This window comes from Pseudomonas benzenivorans (assembly GCF_033547155.1).
Lineage (GTDB): Bacteria > Pseudomonadota > Gammaproteobacteria > Pseudomonadales > Pseudomonadaceae > Aquipseudomonas > Aquipseudomonas benzenivorans_B.
Genome location: NZ_CP137892.1, coordinates 2,783,680 through 2,801,125, shown reverse-complemented (window position 1 = coordinate 2,801,125; position 17,446 = coordinate 2,783,680). Strand labels below are relative to the sequence as shown.

Annotated in this window: 19 protein-coding genes; 15 read left to right on the top strand and 4 right to left on the bottom strand. The window is 65.7% G+C overall.

What is annotated here, in order from left to right; all coding sequences use genetic code 11:
- The first annotated feature begins 3 nt into the window (after positions 1-3).
- The 8 genes from SBP02_RS12825 to sthA all read left to right on the top strand — a co-directional run bounded on the left by SBP02_RS12825 (position 4) and on the right by sthA (position 7,270).
- Positions 4-1,215 (top strand): NADH:ubiquinone reductase (Na(+)-transporting) subunit B, encoded by a 1,212-nt coding sequence (locus tag SBP02_RS12825; RefSeq protein ID WP_318642162.1) that lies wholly within the window; start codon positions 4-6, stop codon positions 1,213-1,215.
- Positions 1,208-1,996 carry a Na(+)-translocating NADH-quinone reductase subunit C gene (locus SBP02_RS12820; protein WP_318642161.1) on the top strand — a complete coding sequence of 263 codons (789 nt, stop codon included), beginning with the start codon at positions 1,208-1,210 and terminating at the stop codon, positions 1,994-1,996. The genes SBP02_RS12825 and SBP02_RS12820 overlap by 8 nt, the downstream gene beginning before the upstream one ends.
- Positions 1,993-2,667 (top strand): NADH:ubiquinone reductase (Na(+)-transporting) subunit D, encoded by a 675-nt coding sequence (locus SBP02_RS12815; RefSeq protein WP_318642160.1) that lies wholly within the window; start codon positions 1,993-1,995, stop codon positions 2,665-2,667. Before SBP02_RS12820 ends, SBP02_RS12815 begins: the two co-directional genes overlap by 4 nt.
- The gene (gene nqrE / locus SBP02_RS12810) at positions 2,667-3,275 is read left to right on the top strand and encodes an NADH:ubiquinone reductase (Na(+)-transporting) subunit E (RefSeq protein ID WP_318642159.1); all 609 of its coding nucleotides are present in this window, start codon (positions 2,667-2,669) and stop codon (positions 3,273-3,275) included. The genes SBP02_RS12815 and nqrE overlap by 1 nt, the downstream gene beginning before the upstream one ends.
- A gap of 15 nt (positions 3,276-3,290) precedes the next feature.
- Positions 3,291-4,517, top strand: a complete 1,227-nt coding sequence (gene nqrF / locus SBP02_RS12805; protein ID WP_318642158.1) for an NADH:ubiquinone reductase (Na(+)-transporting) subunit F — start codon at positions 3,291-3,293, stop codon at positions 4,515-4,517.
- 2 nt (positions 4,518-4,519) lie between these two features.
- Positions 4,520-5,545: an FAD:protein FMN transferase gene (locus SBP02_RS12800; RefSeq protein WP_318642157.1), complete on the top strand. Its 1,026-nt coding sequence runs from the start codon at positions 4,520-4,522 to the stop codon at positions 5,543-5,545.
- Entirely contained in the window at positions 5,542-5,769 is a 228-nt protein-coding gene (nqrM, locus tag SBP02_RS12795; protein WP_318642156.1) for a (Na+)-NQR maturation NqrM, read from the top strand. The genes SBP02_RS12800 and nqrM overlap by 4 nt, the downstream gene beginning before the upstream one ends.
- Positions 5,770-5,875: 106 nt before the next feature.
- Positions 5,876-7,270, top strand: coding sequence for a Si-specific NAD(P)(+) transhydrogenase (sthA, locus tag SBP02_RS12790; RefSeq protein ID WP_318642155.1), 1,395 nt, complete (start codon positions 5,876-5,878; stop codon positions 7,268-7,270).
- Between the two features lie 158 nt (positions 7,271-7,428).
- On the opposite strand, the gene SBP02_RS12785 is transcribed toward sthA, so the two are convergent.
- The 3 genes from SBP02_RS12785 to SBP02_RS12775 are packed head-to-tail and all read right to left on the bottom strand — an operon-like array spanning position 7,429 to position 9,039.
- Positions 7,429-8,148: a glycerophosphodiester phosphodiesterase gene (locus SBP02_RS12785; RefSeq protein WP_318642154.1), complete on the bottom strand. Its 720-nt coding sequence runs from the start codon at positions 8,146-8,148 to the stop codon at positions 7,429-7,431.
- A gap of 9 nt (positions 8,149-8,157) precedes the next feature.
- Positions 8,158-8,448, bottom strand: coding sequence for a phosphodiesterase (locus SBP02_RS12780; protein WP_318642153.1), 291 nt, complete (start codon positions 8,446-8,448; stop codon positions 8,158-8,160).
- Positions 8,449-8,475: 27 nt separating this feature from the next.
- A complete protein-coding gene (locus SBP02_RS12775; RefSeq protein ID WP_318642152.1) occupies positions 8,476-9,039 on the bottom strand; it encodes a PilZ domain-containing protein in 564 nt (187 codons plus the stop codon).
- Between the two features lie 95 nt (positions 9,040-9,134).
- Here SBP02_RS12775 and SBP02_RS12770 point away from each other — a divergent pair, with 95 nt between their 5' ends.
- Genes SBP02_RS12770 through SBP02_RS12760 form a run of 3 tightly spaced genes read left to right on the top strand, consistent with a single transcriptional unit; the run spans position 9,135 to position 12,335 of the window.
- Positions 9,135-10,385, top strand: coding sequence for a lipoprotein-releasing ABC transporter permease subunit (locus SBP02_RS12770; protein WP_318642151.1), 1,251 nt, complete (start codon positions 9,135-9,137; stop codon positions 10,383-10,385).
- Between the two features lie 22 nt (positions 10,386-10,407).
- Positions 10,408-11,091 carry a lipoprotein-releasing ABC transporter ATP-binding protein LolD gene (lolD, locus tag SBP02_RS12765; RefSeq protein ID WP_318646337.1) on the top strand — a complete coding sequence of 228 codons (684 nt, stop codon included), beginning with the start codon at positions 10,408-10,410 and terminating at the stop codon, positions 11,089-11,091.
- Positions 11,091-12,335, top strand: a complete 1,245-nt coding sequence (locus SBP02_RS12760) for a lipoprotein-releasing ABC transporter permease subunit (protein WP_318642150.1) — start codon at positions 11,091-11,093, stop codon at positions 12,333-12,335. Before lolD ends, SBP02_RS12760 begins: the two co-directional genes overlap by 1 nt.
- Before the next feature lie 52 nt (positions 12,336-12,387).
- Here SBP02_RS12760 and SBP02_RS12755 read toward each other — a convergent pair whose 3' ends face one another.
- Positions 12,388-12,921, bottom strand: a complete 534-nt coding sequence (locus tag SBP02_RS12755; RefSeq protein ID WP_318642149.1) for a DUF2062 domain-containing protein — start codon at positions 12,919-12,921, stop codon at positions 12,388-12,390.
- 139 nt (positions 12,922-13,060) lie between these two features.
- Between SBP02_RS12755 and SBP02_RS12750 the strand changes: the two genes are divergently transcribed.
- The 4 genes from SBP02_RS12750 (at position 13,061) to lpxK (ending at position 17,431) form a co-directional block, all read left to right on the top strand.
- Positions 13,061-15,283 carry a DNA internalization-related competence protein ComEC/Rec2 gene (locus SBP02_RS12750; protein WP_318642148.1) on the top strand — a complete coding sequence of 741 codons (2,223 nt, stop codon included), beginning with the start codon at positions 13,061-13,063 and terminating at the stop codon, positions 15,281-15,283.
- A 72-nt stretch (positions 15,284-15,355) separates the two neighbouring features.
- On the top strand, positions 15,356-15,988 hold the full coding sequence (locus SBP02_RS12745; RefSeq protein WP_318642147.1) for a MotA/TolQ/ExbB proton channel family protein: 633 nt from the start codon (positions 15,356-15,358) through the stop codon (positions 15,986-15,988).
- Entirely contained in the window at positions 15,985-16,413 is a 429-nt protein-coding gene (locus tag SBP02_RS12740; RefSeq protein WP_318642146.1) for an ExbD/TolR family protein, read from the top strand. Before SBP02_RS12745 ends, SBP02_RS12740 begins: the two co-directional genes overlap by 4 nt.
- A gap of 13 nt (positions 16,414-16,426) precedes the next feature.
- Positions 16,427-17,431, top strand: coding sequence for a tetraacyldisaccharide 4'-kinase (gene lpxK, locus SBP02_RS12735; protein WP_318642145.1), 1,005 nt, complete (start codon positions 16,427-16,429; stop codon positions 17,429-17,431).
- Positions 17,432-17,446: the final 15 nt, after the last annotated feature.

Sequence of the window (17,446 nt, the reverse complement as noted above, 5' to 3'; positions counted from 1 at the left end):
GCCATGGGGATTCGCGATTTCCTCGACAAGATCGAGCACAACTTCGAGAAGGGCGGCAAGTACGAGAACTGGTATGCCTTGTACGAAGCCATCGACACCTTCTTCTATCGTCCGGGCAGCGTGACCAAGACCACCGCCCACGTGCGCGACGGCATCGACCTCAAGCGCATGATGATCACCGTGTGGCTGTGCACCTTCCCGGCGATGTTCTTCGGCATGTGGAACGCCGGCTATCAGGCCAACCTGATCTTCGCCAACAGCCCCGAGCTGCTGGCGGCCCAGGAGGGCTGGCGCTTCGCCCTGATCGGCTCGCTGGCCGGGTTCGACCCGAACAGCCTGTGGGACAACTTCGTCCAGGGCGCCGCCTGGTTCCTGCCGGTCTATGCGGTGACCTTCATCGTCGGCGGTTTCTGGGAAGTGCTCTTCGCCTCGATCCGCAAGCATGAGGTCAACGAAGGCTTCTTCGTCACCTCGGTGCTGTTCGCCCTGATCCTGCCGCCGAGCATCCCGCTGTGGCAGGTGGCCCTGGGCATCAGCTTCGGCGTGGTGATCGGCAAGGAAGTGTTCGGCGGTACCGGCAAGAACTTCCTCAACCCGGCCCTGACCGGCCGCGCCTTCCTGTTCTTCGCCTACCCGGCGCAGATGTCCGGCGATGCGGTGTGGACCACGGTCGACGGCTTCGCCGGCGCCACGGCACTGAGCCTGGCGGCCTCCGGCGGCATCGAGAACGTCATCGGCCAGGGCATCAGCTGGATGGACGCCTTCGTCGGCACCATTCACGGTTCCCTGGGCGAGACCAGTACCCTGGCCATCCTCATCGGCGGCGGCGTGCTGGTGCTGACCAAGATCGCCTCCTGGCGCATCGTCGCCGGCGTGATGCTGGGCATGGTCGGCCTGAGCCTGCTGTTCAACGCCATCGGTTCGGACACCAACCCGATGTTCGCCATGCCCTGGCACTGGCACCTGGTGGTCGGCGGTTTCGCCTTCGGCATGCTGTTCATGGCCACCGATCCGGTGTCCGCCTCCATGACCAATACCGGCAAGTGGATCTTCGGTGCCCTGATCGGTGTGATGGTGGTGCTGATCCGCGTGGTCAACCCGGCCTTCCCGGAAGGCATGATGCTGGCGATTCTGTTCGCCAACCTGTTTGCACCGCTGATCGACCACTTCGTCGTTCAAGCCAATATCAAGCGGAGGCTGGCACGCAATGTCTAGTCAAAAAGAATCCACCGTCCGCACGCTGACGGTGGCCCTGCTGGTGTGCCTGGTCTGCTCGGTGTTCGTCGCCGGCGCGGCCATCGCGCTGAAGCCGACCCAGGTGGACAACCGCCTGCTGGACAAGCAGCGCAGCATCCTGGCGATCGCCGGTCTCGGCGATGCCGCGATGAGCGGCAAGCAGGTCAAGGAGCTGTTCGCCAGCACCATCAAGGCGAAGCTGGTCGACCTGGAAACCGGCACCTTCTCCGATGCCCACGATCCGGTCGTCTTCGACCCGCTCACGGCATCCAAGGACCCGCAACTGTCCAGTGTGCTGCCGGCCAGCGAGGACATCGCCGGCATCAAGCGCCAGGAGCGCTTCAGCACCGTCTACGTGGTGGAGCAGGACGGTCAGGTGCAGACCCTGATCCTGCCGGTGCGCGGCTATGGGCTGTGGTCGACCCTGCACGGTTTCATCGCGCTCAAGGGCGACCTGAACACCGTGGTCGGCATGGGCTTCTACCAGCACGGCGAGACGCCGGGTCTGGGCGGTGAAGTCGACAACCCGAAGTGGAAGGGCCAGTGGCCGGGCAAGACCCTGTTCGATGCCAACGGCGAGTTGGCCGTGGCCATCGTCAAGGGCGGCGTCGATCCGCAGAGCCCGCAGGCCGAGCACCAGGTCGACGGCCTGGCCGGCGCCACCCTGACCAGCAAGGGGGTGGACAACCTGCTCAAGTTCTGGCTCGGCCAGAACGGCTTCGGTCCGTTTATCGCTAACCTGCGCGCAGGGGAGGCTTGATCATGTCGCAGCCGACTATTAAAGAAGTCCTGCTCAACCCGATCTTCAACAACAACCCCATCGGCCTGCAGATCCTCGGGATCTGTTCGGCCCTGGCGGTGACCTCGAACCTGCAGACCGCCCTGGTGATGTCCGCGGCGCTGACCTTGGTGACCGGGTTCTCCAACCTGTTCATCTCGATGATCCGCAGCCAGATCCCCAGCTCGATCCGCATGATCGTGCAGATGGTGATCATCGCCTCCCTGGTGATAGTGGTGGATCAGGTGCTCAAGGCCTACGCCTTCAGCCTGTCCAAGCAGCTGTCGGTGTTCGTCGGTCTGATCATCACCAACTGCATCGTGATGGGCCGTGCCGAGGCGTTCGCCATGCAGAACCCGCCGGTGCTGTCGTTCTTCGACGGTATCGGTAACGGTCTGGGCTACAGCGCCATGCTGATCGCCCTGGGCATCATTCGCGAGCTGTTCGGCGCGGGCAAGCTGATGGGCTACGAGATCATTCCGGTGGTCAACGACGGCGGCTGGTACCAGCCCAACGGCTTGCTGCTGCTGCCGCCTTCGGCCTTCTTCCTGATCGGCCTGTTCATTTGGGCCGTCCGCGGCTGGAAGACCGACCAGGTGGAGAGCAACGCCTACAAGATGGCCCCGCAGGTCTCGAATAAGGAGGCTTACTAATGGAGCACTACATCAGCCTGTTCGTCCGTGCGGTGTTCGTCGAGAACATGGCGCTGGCGTTCTTCCTCGGCATGTGCACCTTCATCGCCATCTCCAAGAAGGTGGAGACGGCGATCGGCCTGGGTATCGCCGTGGTGGTGGTGCTGGGCATCACCATGCCGGTCAACAACCTGATCTACACCAACATCCTCAAGGACGGTGCGCTGGCCTGGGCCGGCCTGCCCGAGGTTGACCTGAGCTTCCTCGGTCTGCTGACCTTCATCGGTGTGATCGCGGCGCTCGTGCAGATCCTCGAGATGACCCTGGATAAGTACGTGCCGGCGCTGTACAACGCCCTCGGCGTGTTCCTGCCGCTGATCACGGTGAACTGCGCGATCATGGGCGGCTCGCTGTTCATGGTCGAGCGCGATTACAACCTGGCCGAGAGCACCGTCTACGGTGTCGGCGCCGGCGTCTCCTGGGCCCTGGCCATCGCCGCCCTGGCGGGTATTCGCGAGAAGCTCAAGTACAGCGATGTGCCGGCCGGCCTGCAGGGGCTGGGTATCACCTTCATCACCATCGGCCTGATGTCGCTGGGCTTCATGTCCTTCTCTGGCGTGCAGCTGTAAGGAAAGGATGAGCAGATGATCAATTTCGAGATATTCCTAGCGATCGGCATGTTCACCGCCATTGTGTTGGCGTTGGTGCTGATCATCCTCGCGGCGCGCGCCAAGCTGGTCTCCAGTGGCGACGTGAGCATCGAGATCAACGGCGAGAAGACCATAGTGGTCCCGGCGGGCGGCAAGCTGCTGCAGACCCTGGCCGACAACGACATCTTCCTGTCGTCGGCCTGTGGCGGCGGCGGCACCTGCGCCCAGTGCAAGTGCATCGTCGAGTCCGGCGGCGGCGAGATGCTGTCGACCGAGGAGTCGCACTTCACCCGCCGCGAAGCCAAGGAAGGCTGGCGTCTGTCCTGCCAGACCGCGGTCAAGCAGGACATGAAGATCGAGGTGCCGGAAGAAGTCTTCGGCGTGAAGAAGTGGGAGTGCACGGTCGAGTCCAACCCGAACGTGGCGACCTTCATCAAGGAACTGACCCTCAAGCTGCCGGAAGGCGAGAACGTCGACTTCCGCGCCGGCGGTTACGTGCAGCTGGAGTGCCCGCCGCACACCGTCTACTACAAGGATTTCGACATCCAGGAGGAGTACCGCGGCGACTGGGACAAGTTCAACCAGTGGAAGTACGTGTCCAAGGTCGACGAGACCGTGATCCGTGCCTATTCCATGGCCAACTACCCGGAAGAGCGCGGTCTGGTGAAGTTCAACATTCGTATCGCCTCGCCGCCACCGGGCAAGGACGACCTGCCGCCGGGCAAGATGTCCTCCTATGTGTTCAGCCTCAAGCCGGGCGACAAGATCACGGTGTACGGACCCTTCGGCGAGTTCTTCGCCAAGGACACCGATGCCGAGATGGTGTTCATCGGTGGCGGTGCCGGCATGGCGCCGATGCGCTCGCACATCTTCGACCAACTCAAGCGCCTGAAGTCCAAGCGCAAGATCAGCTTCTGGTACGGCGCGCGCTCCATGCGCGAGGCCTTCTACACCGAGGAGTACGATCAGCTGCAGGCGGAGAACGAAAACTTCAAGTGGCATCTGGCGCTGTCCGATCCGCAGCCTGAGGACAACTGGACCGGCCTCAAGGGCTTCATCCACAACGTGCTGTACGAGAACTACCTGAAGGACCACCCGGCGCCGGAGGATTGCGAGTTCTACATGTGCGGTCCACCCATGATGAACGCCGCGGTGATCAAGATGCTGGTCGACCTGGGCGTGGAGCAGGAGAACATTCTGCTCGACGACTTCGGCGGCTAAGCATGAGGCATGCGGTACTCCAGCCCGTTATCGCGGTCGCCTTGGCGGCCGCCTTAACGGGCTGTTGGTTTTCCGAGGGGGTCGAGGAGTTCGGCGGCCCGACCATGGGCAGCACCTATTCGGTCAAGTACGTACGTGCCGAAGGCACGCCGGGCCCCGACCGGCTCAAGACCGAGACCGAGGCGATCCTCGCCGAGGTCGACCGGCAGATGTCCACCTACCGCGACGACTCGCTGATCTCCCAATTCAACCGCGCCCCGGCCGGCAGTTGCATGGCCATGCCGGATGCGTTGTTGCAGCTGGTGCGCGCCGGGCAGGCGCTGGCGCAGGAGAGCGGCGGGGCTTTCGACCTGACCCTGGAGCCCTTGCTCAACCTCTGGGGCTTCGGCCCCCAGGCACGGGTCGAGCAGGTGCCGACTGCGCAACAGTTGGCCGAGGCGCGCCGGCATACCGGTCATCAGCATCTGCGCATCGAAGGCGCTCAGCTGTGCAAGGATGTCGACCTGCAGCTGGATCTCAACAGCATCGCCGCCGGCTACACGGTCGAGCGCATCGTCGCCCGCCTGGGTGAGTTGGGGGTCAGTCGTTACCTGGTGGATGTCACCGGGGAGCTGAAGGCCGCCGGGCGCAAGCCCGGAGGCGAGCCCTGGCGTATCGCCATCGAGGCGCCGCGGGACGATCAGCGGGTGGCCCAGCGCATCCTGCAGCTGGACGGCTACGGCATCTCCACCTCCGGCGACTACCGCAACTATTTCGAGGAGAATGGCACGCGCTATTCCCATACCCTGGACCCGCAGACCGGCGCGCCCATCACTCACAAACTGGCGTCGGTGACCGTGGCCGATCGATCGACCTTAAGGGCCGATGGCTTGTCCACATTGTTGATGGTGCTGGGGCCCGAGCGTGGCCTGGCCTACGCTGAAGGGGCCGGTATCGCGGCCTTTTTCGTGACCCGTGATGGCGAGGGCTTCGTCACACGGACTACCGCGGCATTCGAGCAACTGTTCGCCGCAGGAGAAGAGCAATGATTTTTGTAGTGGTTTTTCTGGCCATGCTGCTGATGGTGGGCCTGATGGCGGTCGGCGTGATCATGGGGCGCAAGCCCATCGCCGGCTCCTGTGGCGGCATCGCCAACCTGGGCATCGAGAAAGAATGCTCGATCTGCGGCGGCAGTCGCGAGAAGTGCGAAGAGGTCAATCGCGCGCCGGAGCAGCCGGCCGCCGACCTGGCATACGACGCGACCAAGCGCTGATGCCCGGCCGCGTTGCGCGGTCAGATTGATTGCCGGCACTCATTCGCAGTGCCGGTCCTGCCGAGGGTGCGCCATAAGCGCTCCGGTGTGATCCGAAGGAGTAAACATGGCGGTCTACAACTACGATGTAGTGGTGCTGGGCTCCGGCCCGGCGGGTGAGGGTGCGGCGATGAATGCTGCGAAGGCCGGGCGCAAGGTGGCGGTGGTCGATACCCGCCGCGAGGTCGGCGGCAACTGCACCCACCTGGGCACCATTCCGTCCAAGGCGCTACGTCATTCGGTGCGCCAGATCATGCAGTTCAACACCAACCCGATGTTCCGCCAGATCGGCGAACCGCGTTGGTTCTCCTTCCCGGATGTGCTCAAGAGCGCCGAACGGGTGATCGGCAAGCAGGTCACCTCGCGCACCGGCTACTACGCGCGTAACCGCATCGATCTGTTCTACGGCACCGGCAGCTTCGCCGACGAGCAGACCATCGAAGTGGTGTGCCCCAGTGGCGTGGTGGAGACGCTGGTGGCCAAGCAGATCGTCATCGCCACCGGTTCGCGCCCCTATCGTCCGGCCGACGTCGACTTCCGCCACCCGCGGGTCTATGACAGCGACACCATCCTGACCCTGAGCCACACGCCGCGCCGCCTGATCATCTACGGCGCCGGAGTCATCGGCTGCGAGTACGCCTCGATCTTCAGCGGCCTGGGCGTGCTGGTCGACCTGATCGACAACCGCGAGCAACTGCTCAGCTTCCTCGATGCGGAGATCTCCGACGCCCTCAGCTACCACCTGCGCAACAACAACGTGCTGATCCGGCATAACGAGGAGTACGAGCGTATCGAGGGCCTGGACAACGGGGTGATCCTGCACCTGAAGTCCGGCAAGAAGATCAAGGCCGACGCCCTGCTCTGGTGCAACGGTCGCACCGGCAACACCGACAAGCTGGGCCTGGAGAATATCGGCATCCAGGTCAACAGCCGCGGTCAGGTCGAGGTCGACCAGAACTACCGCACCGAGATCTCCACTATCTTCGCCGCCGGCGACGTGATCGGTTGGCCGAGCCTGGCCAGTGCGGCCTACGACCAGGGGCGCTCGGCCTCCGGCAACATAGTCGAGAACGACAGCTGGCGTTTCGTCGACGATGTGCCGACCGGCATCTACACCATTCCTGAGATCAGCTCGATCGGCAAGAACGAGCGCGAGCTGACCCAGGCGAAGATTCCTTACGAGGTCGGCAAGGCCTTCTTCAAGAGCATGGCGCGGGCGCAGATCTCCAGCGAGCCGGTGGGCATGCTGAAGATCCTCTTCCATCGCGAGACCCTGGAGGTGCTCGGCGTACACTGCTTCGGCTATCAGGCCTCGGAGATCGTGCACATCGGCCAGGCGATCATGAACCAGAAGGGCGAGGCGAACAGCATCAAGTATTTCGTCAACACCACCTTCAACTACCCGACCATGGCCGAGGCCTATCGGGTGGCGGCGTTCGATGGGCTCAACCGGCTTTTTTAAGCGGCTCCGACCGGTGGCCTGAGCCGGTCGGGGAGGACCCGTTCAGCGACTCCCCAGCCTGGCGCTGGCCGAATCGGGAGAGTTTCTGACCAGGCAGCATGAAAAAACCGGCCCCAGGGCCGGTTTTTTCATGCCCGGCCGTGGCCGGCCTGGCTGGGTCAGCGCGCCAGGGTTGCCACGGCCAGGCCGGGGAAGTCGGTGATCAGGCTGTTCGCGCCGAAATCGGCGAGGCGGCGCATCAGCGCCGGCTCGTTGACCGTCCACACCGACACATGCAGGCCTGCCTTCTGTGCCCGTGCCAGGCGCTCCGGGCTGCACAGCGTCCAGTTCAGGGCCAGCAGTTCACAGCCGTAGTGCCGGGCCACCTTCAAGGGGTCGAGCCAGGCGTGTTCGGCGACCAGGCCGCGGGAGATTTGCGGATGCAGGCGTTGCAGCGCCCGCAGCACTTCCCGCGAGCCGGAGGTCACGGTAATCCGCTCGGTCAGCCCGTGATGCCTGGCCAGCTCGGCAATCGCCTCGACGGTACGTGCCGCCCGGACTCGCGAGGCGCTCTTGACCTCCAGTTGCCAGTGCTCGAAGTCGCACTGCTCGAACAGTTCGCTCAGGCGCGGAATGGGGCAGGGCGTGGGCCATTCCGGTCCGCCCTGGCGCGCGTCATAGCCGGCCAGCTCGGCGGCGTCGTGCTCGACCACTTTGCCGCGATGGCCGGTGGTGCGCTTGAGGGTCGGGTCATGGATGACCATCAGCTCGCCGTCGCGTGATAGGTGCAGGTCCAGTTCGCAGCGACGCACACCGTGGCCCAGACAGGTCTGGAAGCTGGCGAGGGTGTTTTCCGGCGCTTCGCCCTTGGCGCCGCGGTGGCCGTAAATCAGGGTCACGATTGCTCCTTACTCGGGCGTGGCGGTGCGCGGCTGGTGGTGGCGCACGCTGTTGATCACATGGTCGTACTCGAAGTACACGCTGAATTCGCGGTAGTCCCAGCGGCTGATGGGCGGCTGGCCGACCGGCGCATGCTCTTCGTCGGCCAGGCCGAAGCGTTCGAGCACCGCGCGTTGCGAGTCGCCGCGCTGCGGCAGCGCAAGGTCTGTGGCGCCTTGCTGGCCGATGGGGATCTGCAGGGTTTCGGCATTGCTCGTCAGTGGCAGAAGCAGGGCGAGCAGTATTGCTAGGTGTGGCATAGGCTTCCCTTCGAGTGGCTCATAGGGCTATTCGCGGGCCTGGCGGCGTTCCCAGGCCTGCTTCTGCAGGATATGCCGAGCGAGCAATTGGCGCTGTGCGTCGGTCAATGCTTCGAACTCGGTGCCGATATCGAACTGGCCGTCGGGGCGCTCGCGGCAGTGCACGACCTTGGCGCGCAGCAGCAGGCCGAGCGCCTGGGGCATGAGCACCATCTTGATCGCCAGATGGCTGTCGACGGCAACGGCTTTGGCGTGATCGAACCTGACCCCGCCCTCGGACAAGCAGACCTGCTTCGGTGCGCCGATATCGCGCAGCAGGCTCTGGGCCACGGCCTGGCCGAGCAGGTCGATACGCTTGTTGATCACCTTGAGGTAGTTGGCCAGGGTGCGGTCGCGTTCGCTGATATGACGCAGCAGGTGTTGCGATTCGAAGTCCATCAGGTGCAGGTCGCTGAGCAGGTTGAACAGCGGCGAACTGTCGTGAAGCGCGTCGCTGGCCTGCGCTTCGGCCCCCGACAGCGGGGTGAAATCCAGTGCGATCGTGTCGACGATACGATAGTATTCGCGGCGATCTTCTTCTTGAGACGACATGGCGAACCCATGGCAGCAGTAGTGGTCTGAGTGTAAGGCTGCGCGCCGAGCCCCGCCACAAGGACGTTCCTCTTTCCCCCGAACCAGCCCTCGACATGTTCAGACCCCTGTTCGTATTCATCGGTACGCGTTACACCCGTGCCAAGCGCCGCAATCACTTCGTTTCCTTCATCTCCCTGACCTCTATGCTCGGGCTGGCGCTCGGTGTGCTGGTGATGATCCTGGTGCTGTCGGTGATGAACGGCTTCGATCACGAGATGCGCACCCGGGTCCTGGGCATGGTGCCGCACGCCACGCTCGAGAGCGCCACGCCGCTCGACGATTGGCAGGGCCTGGCCGCCGGTGCACTGAAGCACCCGCAGGTGCAGGCGGCGGCACCCTTCAGCCAGATGCAGGGGCTGCTCAGCAACGACGGCAAGGTGCAGAAGGTGCTGATCAATGCGATCGACCCGCTGCAGGAGGCGCAGGTGTCGATCATCGGCGACTTCTTCCGGCAGGGGCGCCTCGAGGACCTGGCGCCGGGTGAGTTCGGTATGGTCATCGGCGACAAGGCCGCGGCCAAACTGGGCGTTGGGCTGGGCGACAAGCTCACCTTCGTCGCCCCCGAGGTCACGGTCACCCCGGCGGGGATGTTCCCGCGTCTCAAGCGTTTCACCGTGGTCGGCATCTTCCATGTCGGCGCCGGTGAAATCGACGGCCACCTGGCCCTGGCCCATGTCCAGGATCTGGCCCGCCTGCAGCGCTGGAAGCCCGGTCAGGTGCAGGGGGTGCGGCTGAAGTTCGCCGACCTGTTCCAGGCGCCGCGCACCGCCTGGGAGCTGGCCCAGACCCTGGGCAAGGGCGATTACTACGCCCGCGACTGGACCCGCACCCACGGCAACCTGTACCAGGCGATCCGCATGGAGAAGGCGATCATCGGCCTGCTGCTGCTGCTCATCGTCGCGGTGGCCGCGTTCAACATCATCTCGACCCTGGTCATGGTGGTCACCGACAAGAAGGGCGATATCGCCATCCTGCGCACCCTGGGCTCGACGCCGCGGCAGATCATGGCGATCTTCATGGTCCAGGGCACGGTGATCGGCGTGTTCGGCACCGCCATAGGCGCGCTGCTGGGGATCTGGGCGGCGTTGAATGTCAGCGCCGGGGTCGCGGCCCTGGAGCGCCTGCTGGGGATCAAGTTCCTCAATGCCGATGTGTACTTCATCGACTACCTGCCATCGCAACTGATGTGGGCGGATGTGCTGCTGGTGTGCGCGGCCGCCCTGGTGCTGAGTTTCCTTGCCACCCTGTACCCGGCCTGGCGCGCGGCGCGTACTCAGCCGGCGGAGGCGCTGCGTTATGAATAATCTATCGATGGGTGATCGCGTCATGCATGATCAGGCCGTGTTGAGCTGCCGCAACCTGGGCAAGCGTTACGAGGAGGGCCCGCAATCGGTGGTGGTGCTCGATGGGCTGGCCCTCGAGCTGCATCCCGGCGAGCGGGTGGCCATCGTCGGCAGCTCGGGCTCCGGCAAGAGCACCCTGCTGAACATGCTCGGCGGCCTGGATACGCCGAGCAGCGGCAGCGTCTGGCTGGCCGGCGAGGAGCTGTCGGCACTGGGCGAGAAGGAGCGCGGCCTGCTGCGCAACCGGGCACTGGGCTTCGTCTACCAGTTCCACCACCTGCTACCGGAGTTCACCGCCCTGGAGAACGTGTGCATGCCGCTGCTGATCGGCCGCACGGCCATCGCCGAGGCGCGCCAGCGGGCCACCGCGCTGCTCGAACGGGTCGGCCTGGGCCATCGCCTGGCGCACAAGCCGGCGGAGCTGTCCGGTGGCGAACGCCAGCGGGTGGCGATCGCCCGCGCCCTGGTCAACCGCCCAGGGCTGGTGTTGCTGGACGAACCGACCGGCAACCTCGACCATCACACCGCCCAGGGCATCCAGGAGCTGATGAAGGAGCTGAGCAGCTCGTCGCAGACCGCCTTCCTGGTGGTGACCCACGACATGCAGCTGGCCCTGCAGATGGACCGGGTGCTGCGCCTGGAAGATGGCAAGCTGGTGGCCGCCTGATGTTCCGTCCGCTGAGCATCTTCATCGGCAGCCGCTATACCCGGGCCAAGCGGCGCAACCACTTCATCTCCTTCATCTCCCTGACCTCGATGATCGGTCTGGCCCTGGGCGTGCTGGCGATGATCGTGGTGCTGTCGGTGATGAACGGCTTCCAGAAGGAAATGAGCTCGCGCATCCTCGGCATGGTGCCCCATGCCAGCATCGCCAATGAGCAGGCCCTGGACGATTGGCAGGCGGTCGCCGAGGTCGCCGGCCGGCACCCGCAGGTGCTGGCGGCCGCGCCCTTCGCCGAGCTGGAAGGCATGCTGTCGCACCGCGGGGCGATGCAGCCGATTCAGCTGCAGGGTATCGACCCACGATTCGAGTCGCGGGTCTCCATCCTGCCCCAGCACATGCTCCAGGGCCGTCTGGATGACCTCGAGGCCGGCGAGTTCGGCGTAGTGATCGGCGAGATCACCGCGCGGCGCTTCCAGCTCAAGGTCGGCGACAAGTTGACCCTGATCGTGCCCGAGCTCGGTTCGGTGCCGGGCGGGGTGGTGCCGCGCATGCAGCGGATCAACGTGGTCGGGGTGTTCAAGGTCGGCGCCGAGCTGGACAGCTCCCTGGCTTTGATCAACGTGGCCGATGCCGCGCAGATCCAGCGTCTGGCGCCGGGCCAGGTGCAGAGCCTGCGGCTGAAGCTGAAGGATCTCTATCAGGCGCCGCAGGTGTCCGCCGAGGTCGCGGCGCAACTGGGCGAGGGCTACCGGGCCAGCGACTGGACCCAGACCCAGGGCAGCCTGTTCAGCGCGATGAAGATGGAGAAGACCATGATCGGCCTGCTGCTGTTGCTGATCGTCGCGGTGGCGGCCTTCAATATCATCGCCACCCTGATCATGGTGGTGGCCGACAAGGGCGCCGATATCGCCATCCTGCGCACCCTCGGCGCGACGCCACGGCAGATCATGGGCATCTTCATGGTGCAGGGCACGGTGATCGGCAGCGTAGGTACGCTGATCGGCGGGGTGCTGGGCGTGCTGGCGGCGTTGAACGTCAGCCAGCTGGTCGGCTGGATCGAGCGCATCAGTGGCCAAGAGGTGCTCAGCTCCGATGTCTACTTCATCAGCAACCTGCCGTCGCAGCTGCTGCTGTCCGATGTCGTGTTGATCTGCTCGGCGGCTCTGGTTCTGAGCTTTCTCGCCACCCTCTACCCGTCCTGGCGCGCCGCGCAGGTGCAACCGGCCGAGGCGCTGCGCTACGAGTGAGCTAAGCTGCGCACAGGAAAAAGCCGTTACCAGGGTAACGGCTTTTTTCGTTTCAGCCCCGGGCCTTATCCTTGCGCCGTTTTTCCTGGCGCTTGCGCCAGTTATGCCGGACCCACCAGTGCCAGTAGGTGTTGGTGGCCAGATAACCGATCGTAGCGAGCAGCAGGCCCAGCACCAGGGAGCCGAGATACAGCGGCTGCCAATGACTCTGCAGCACCTGGCCGATCCAGCCCAGGGTGACCTCGTCGGGCATGTGCAGGGTCGGGGTGTTGGTCATCCAGGCGCCGAACTTGTAGCTGCAGTAGAACACCGGCGGCATGGTGATCGGGTTGGTCAGCCAGACCAGGCCGAGCGAGATCGGCAGATTGGCGCGTGCCGGGATCGCCACCACCGCAGCGGCGATCATCTGCATGGGCATCGGAATCATCGCCCAGAACAGGCCGATGGCCATGGCGCGGGAGACCGAGTGGCGGTTGAGGTGCCAGAGGTTGGGGTCGTGGATCAGCGTGCCGAGAAAGCGCAGGGACTTGTTGCCCTTGATGCGATCCGGGTTGGGCATGTAGCGCTTGAAGAAACGACGCGGCATGGAAGCTCTCTGGCGGGCTGAAAAGCGTCGATATTATGCACAGATTCGAAAACGGCTGCTTTTACTCTTTGTGACAGCAAATATGTAGGAGTCCGTCGCCCCGCTGGATTCATGGAAGGATCTGAAGGAGTGCTTGGCTATGCGCCTGGGGATATTCGCGCTGGTCGCGGGATTGCTGGTGCTGCGGTTTCTGCCGTCCTTGCCGGCTGTCTGGCTCTCGGCTCTGCTGGCACTGCTGGGAGTGTCGCTACTGCCGTCCCGCGGCTATCCGCTGGGGTTCTTCCTCATCGGTTTCGCGTGGGCCTGTATCTCGGCCCAGTGGGCGCTGGATGACCGCCTGGCGCCCGAGCTGGATGAGCGCACCCTGTGGCTGGAGGGGCGGGTGGCGGGGTTGCCGGAGGTGCGCGAGGGCGTGGTGCGCTTCGAAGTGTTCCAGGCGAAGTCGCGGCGCGCCGAGCTGCCGACGCGGATTCGCCTGGCCTGGTACGGCGGGCCGCAGGTGCGAGGTGGCGAGACCTGGCGCCTGGCGGTACGGCTGAAGCGTCCCCATGGCCTGGTCAATCCGCAATCCTTCGACTACGAGGCCTGGCTGCTGGCGCAGCGCATTGGCGCCACCGGCACGGTGAAGAGCGGACGCCGACTGGAGGCGGCCGCGGGAGCGCTGGCCTGGCGCGATGCGCTGCGTCAGCGTTTGCTTGGTAGCGGCGGTCCGCGCACGGGGGCGCTGGCGGCCCTGGTGCTGGGCGACGACTCGGGGCTGACGGCGGCGGACTGGCGGGTGTTGCAGCATACCGGCACCGTGCATCTGCTGGTGATCTCCGGCCAACATATTGCCCTGGTGGCGGGCTTGCTTTACGGCCTGGTGGCAGGGCTGGCGCGCCTGGGGTGGTGGCCGCGGGGCTGGCCCTGGCTGCCCAGTGCCTGCCTCCTGGCCTGCTGCGGGGCACTGGTCTACGGGGTGGCGGCGGGGTTCGAGGTGCCGGTGCGGCGTGCCTGTGTGATGGTTGCGCTGGTGCTGCTCTGGCGTTGGCGCTTTCGCCATCTCGGCGCCTGGTTGCCGTTGCTGGCAGCCCTGGCCCTGGTGCTGTTGGTGGAGCCTTTGAGCAGCCTGCAGCCGGGCTTCTGGCTGTCCTTCGGCGCGGTGGCTCTATTGATTCTGATCTTCGGCGGCCGTCTGGGCGCCTGGGCCTGGTGGCGCAGCCTGGGGCGGGCGCAGTGGGCGATGGCGGTCGGGCTGTTGCCCTTGCTGCTGGCGTTGGGGCTGCCGATCAGTGCCAGCGGCCCGCTGGCCAACCTGGTCGCCGTGCCCTGGGTCGGCATGGCGGTCGTGCCCTTGGCCCTGCTCGGCACCCTGTTGCTGCCGGTGCCGGCAGTAGGTGAGGGGCTGCTGTGGCTGGCCGGCGGTGCCCTCGAGTTGCTGTTCCGCCTGTTGGCGTCGATCGCCACCTGGTTGCCGGCCTGGTTGCCCAGTTCCCTGCCGGTCGGTGTCTGGTTGTTGCTGATGCTCGGCGCCTTGCTGCTGTTGTTGCCGTCCGGTATTCCCCTGCGTGGGCTCGGCTGGCTCCTGCTGCTGCCGATGTTCTGCAGTCCGCAGTCGAGGCCGCCCCAGGGGCAGGCCGAGGTCTGGGTGCTGGACGTCGGTCAGGGTCTGGCCGTGCTGCTGCGTACCCGGGAACATGCGCTGTTGTATGACGCCGGCGCGCGCTTCGGCGAGTTCGATATCGGCGAGCGTGTGGTGCTGCCCTCGCTGCGGGCCCTGGATGTGCGGCGCCTCGATCTGCTGTTGATCAGCCACGCCGACAACGATCATGCCGGTGGCGCCCCGGCCATAGGCCAGGGCATGGCGGTCGAGCGGGTGTGGAGCGGCGAGGCCGGCGTCTTGCCGGCGCAGCTGCGGGCCCGGGACTGCCCGTCAGGTTATCGCTGGGAGTGGGACGGGGTGCGTTTCAGCCTCTGGCGCTGGGCTCAGGCGGGCGATGCCAACCAGTCCTCCTGCGTGCTGTTGGTCGAGGCTGCAGGCGAGCGCCTGTGGTTGACCGGCGATATCGACAGTCGCGCCGAGCGGGCCTTGCTCGCCACGGGCCTGGATCTGCGCGCCGACTGGCTGCTGGTGCCCCATCATGGCAGCCGCAGCTCCTCTTCCGCCGCCTTCCTAAAGGCCGTGGCGCCGCGCGCGGCGCTGATCTCCCGGGGGCGCCACAATGGCTTCGGCCACCCTCATCCCACGGTTGTGGCGCGTTATGCGGCGCTGCCCGCGCGGCTCTATGACACGGCCGAGCAGGGCGCCCTGCAGCTGCGCCTGGGCACCTTCGGCGAGGCCCGGGGGCTGCGCGCCGAGCGTCGATTCTGGCGAGAAAAATGAGAACGGCGCCGGTCGGCGAGGGGGCGCCCCTATGCTAGAGTGGCGCCACTTTTCCGAAGGGGATTTACCACTGTGTGGGAACTGGTCAAAGCCGGCGGCTGGATGATGCTGCCAATTATCCTGTGTTCCATCGCCGCGGCCGGCATCATCGCCGAGCGCCTGTGGACGTTGCGCGCCAGCCGCATCACCCCGCCCAACCTGCTGGGCGAGGTGTGGCGCTGGATCAAGGACAAGAAGCTGAGCAGCCAGAAACTCAAGGAGCTGCGCGCCAATTCGCCCCTGGGGCAGATTCTCGCGGCCGGCCTGGCCAACTCCAAGCATGGCCGGGAGATCATGAAGGAGTGCATCGAGGAGGCTGCCGCGCGGGTCATCCATGAGCTCGAGCGCTACCTCAACGCCCTCGGCACCATCGCCGGCATCGCCCCGCTGCTCGGCCTGCTCGGCACCGTGCTGGGCATGATCGAGATCTTCAGTTCCTTCATGGGGTCGGGCATGGCCAATGCCCCGGTGCTCGCCGGCGGCATCGCCAAGGCGCTGATCACCACGGCGGCCGGACTGATGGTGGCCATTCCGGCGTTGTTCTTCCACCGCTACCTGCAACGGCGCATCGACGAGCTGGTGGTCGGCATGGAGCAGGAGGCGATCAAGCTGGTGGAGGTGGTGCAGGGCGACCGCGACGTCGATCTGGGTGAGGGCAAGGCGTGAAGTTCCGGCGCAAACCGCGGGAGAACGTCGAGATCAACCTGGCCTCGTTGATCGACGTGGTGTTCATCCTGCTGCTGTTCTTCGTGGTCACCACCACCTTCACCCGCGAGACCCAGCTCAAGGTCGACCTGCCCGAGGCCGCCAGCGGCACGCCGCCGGAACAGACCGAGCTCAAGCAGCTGGAGGTGCTGATCGCCGCCGACGGCAGCTATGCGCTGAACGGTCGGCAGCTGCTCAAGAGCGATCTGGAGGGGCTGAGCGCCGCCCTGATCAAGGAGTCCGAGGGCGACAACAGCCTCCCGCTGACCATCAGCGCCGATGCCAAGACCCCGCACCAGGCGGTGATCACCGCCATGGACGCCGCCGGCAAGCTGGGCTTCGCCCACCTGCGCATCACCACGGTCGAGGCACAGGCCGCACCGTGATGAGCTTCGGTTGATGGGGCTGTCCGATCGCCTGGTCGCCGCCTGGTATGCCGGTCACCCGGCGCTCGGCCTGCTGCGGCCTCTGGAGGCCCTCTATCGTCGGGTGGCGCGGCGCAAGCGCGCCCGTTTCCTCGCCGGCGAGGGCGATATATATCGGGCCCCCGTGCCGGTGCTGGTGGTGGGCAACATCACCGTCGGCGGCACCGGCAAGACCCCGCTGATCCTCTGGCTGATCGAACACTGCCGGGCCCGCGGCCTGCGGGTCGGGGTGGTCAGCCGCGGCTATGGTGCGCAGCCGCCGCAATTTCCCTGGCGGGTGCGCGCCGAACAGGCGGCCGCCATCGCCGGCGACGAGCCGCTGCTGATCGTCCAGCGCAGCGGGGTGGCGCTGATGATCGACCCCGACCGGGGGCGAGCGGTGCGGGCCCTGCTCGAGCAGGAACGCCTCGACCTGATCCTCAGCGACGACGGCCTGCAGCACTATCGCCTGGCCCGCGACCTGGAACTGGTGCTGATCGATGCGGCGCGGGGGCTGGGCAATCGCCGCTGTCTGCCGGCGGGGCCGCTGCGCGAGCCGGTCGAGCGCCTGCGCAGCGTCGACGCGGTGCTGCACAATGGCGTCGAGGGCGATCCTGTGGGCGGCTACGGCTTCTGTCTGCGCCCACGCGCCCTGGTCAACCTGCGCAGTGGCGAGCGCCGGCCGCTGAGCCACTTTCCACCTGGGCAAGGCGTCCATGCGGTGGCCGGTATCGGCAATCCGCAGCGTTTCTTCGCCACGCTTGAGGCGCTACACTGGCGGCCGATTCCGCATGCCTTCGCCGACCATGCGCAGTACAGCGCCGAGCTGCTGGATTTCAGCCAGCGTCTGCCCGTGCTGATGACCGAGAAGGATGCGGTGAAATGCCGGGCCTTCGCCGTCGATGACTGGTGGTACCTGGCGGTGGATGCCGAGCCCTCGACGGCCTTTGTCACCTGGTTCGACAGCCAACTGGCCCGCTTGCTGCCCTTAGCTCCCTAGTCCTTAGCGGCCGTC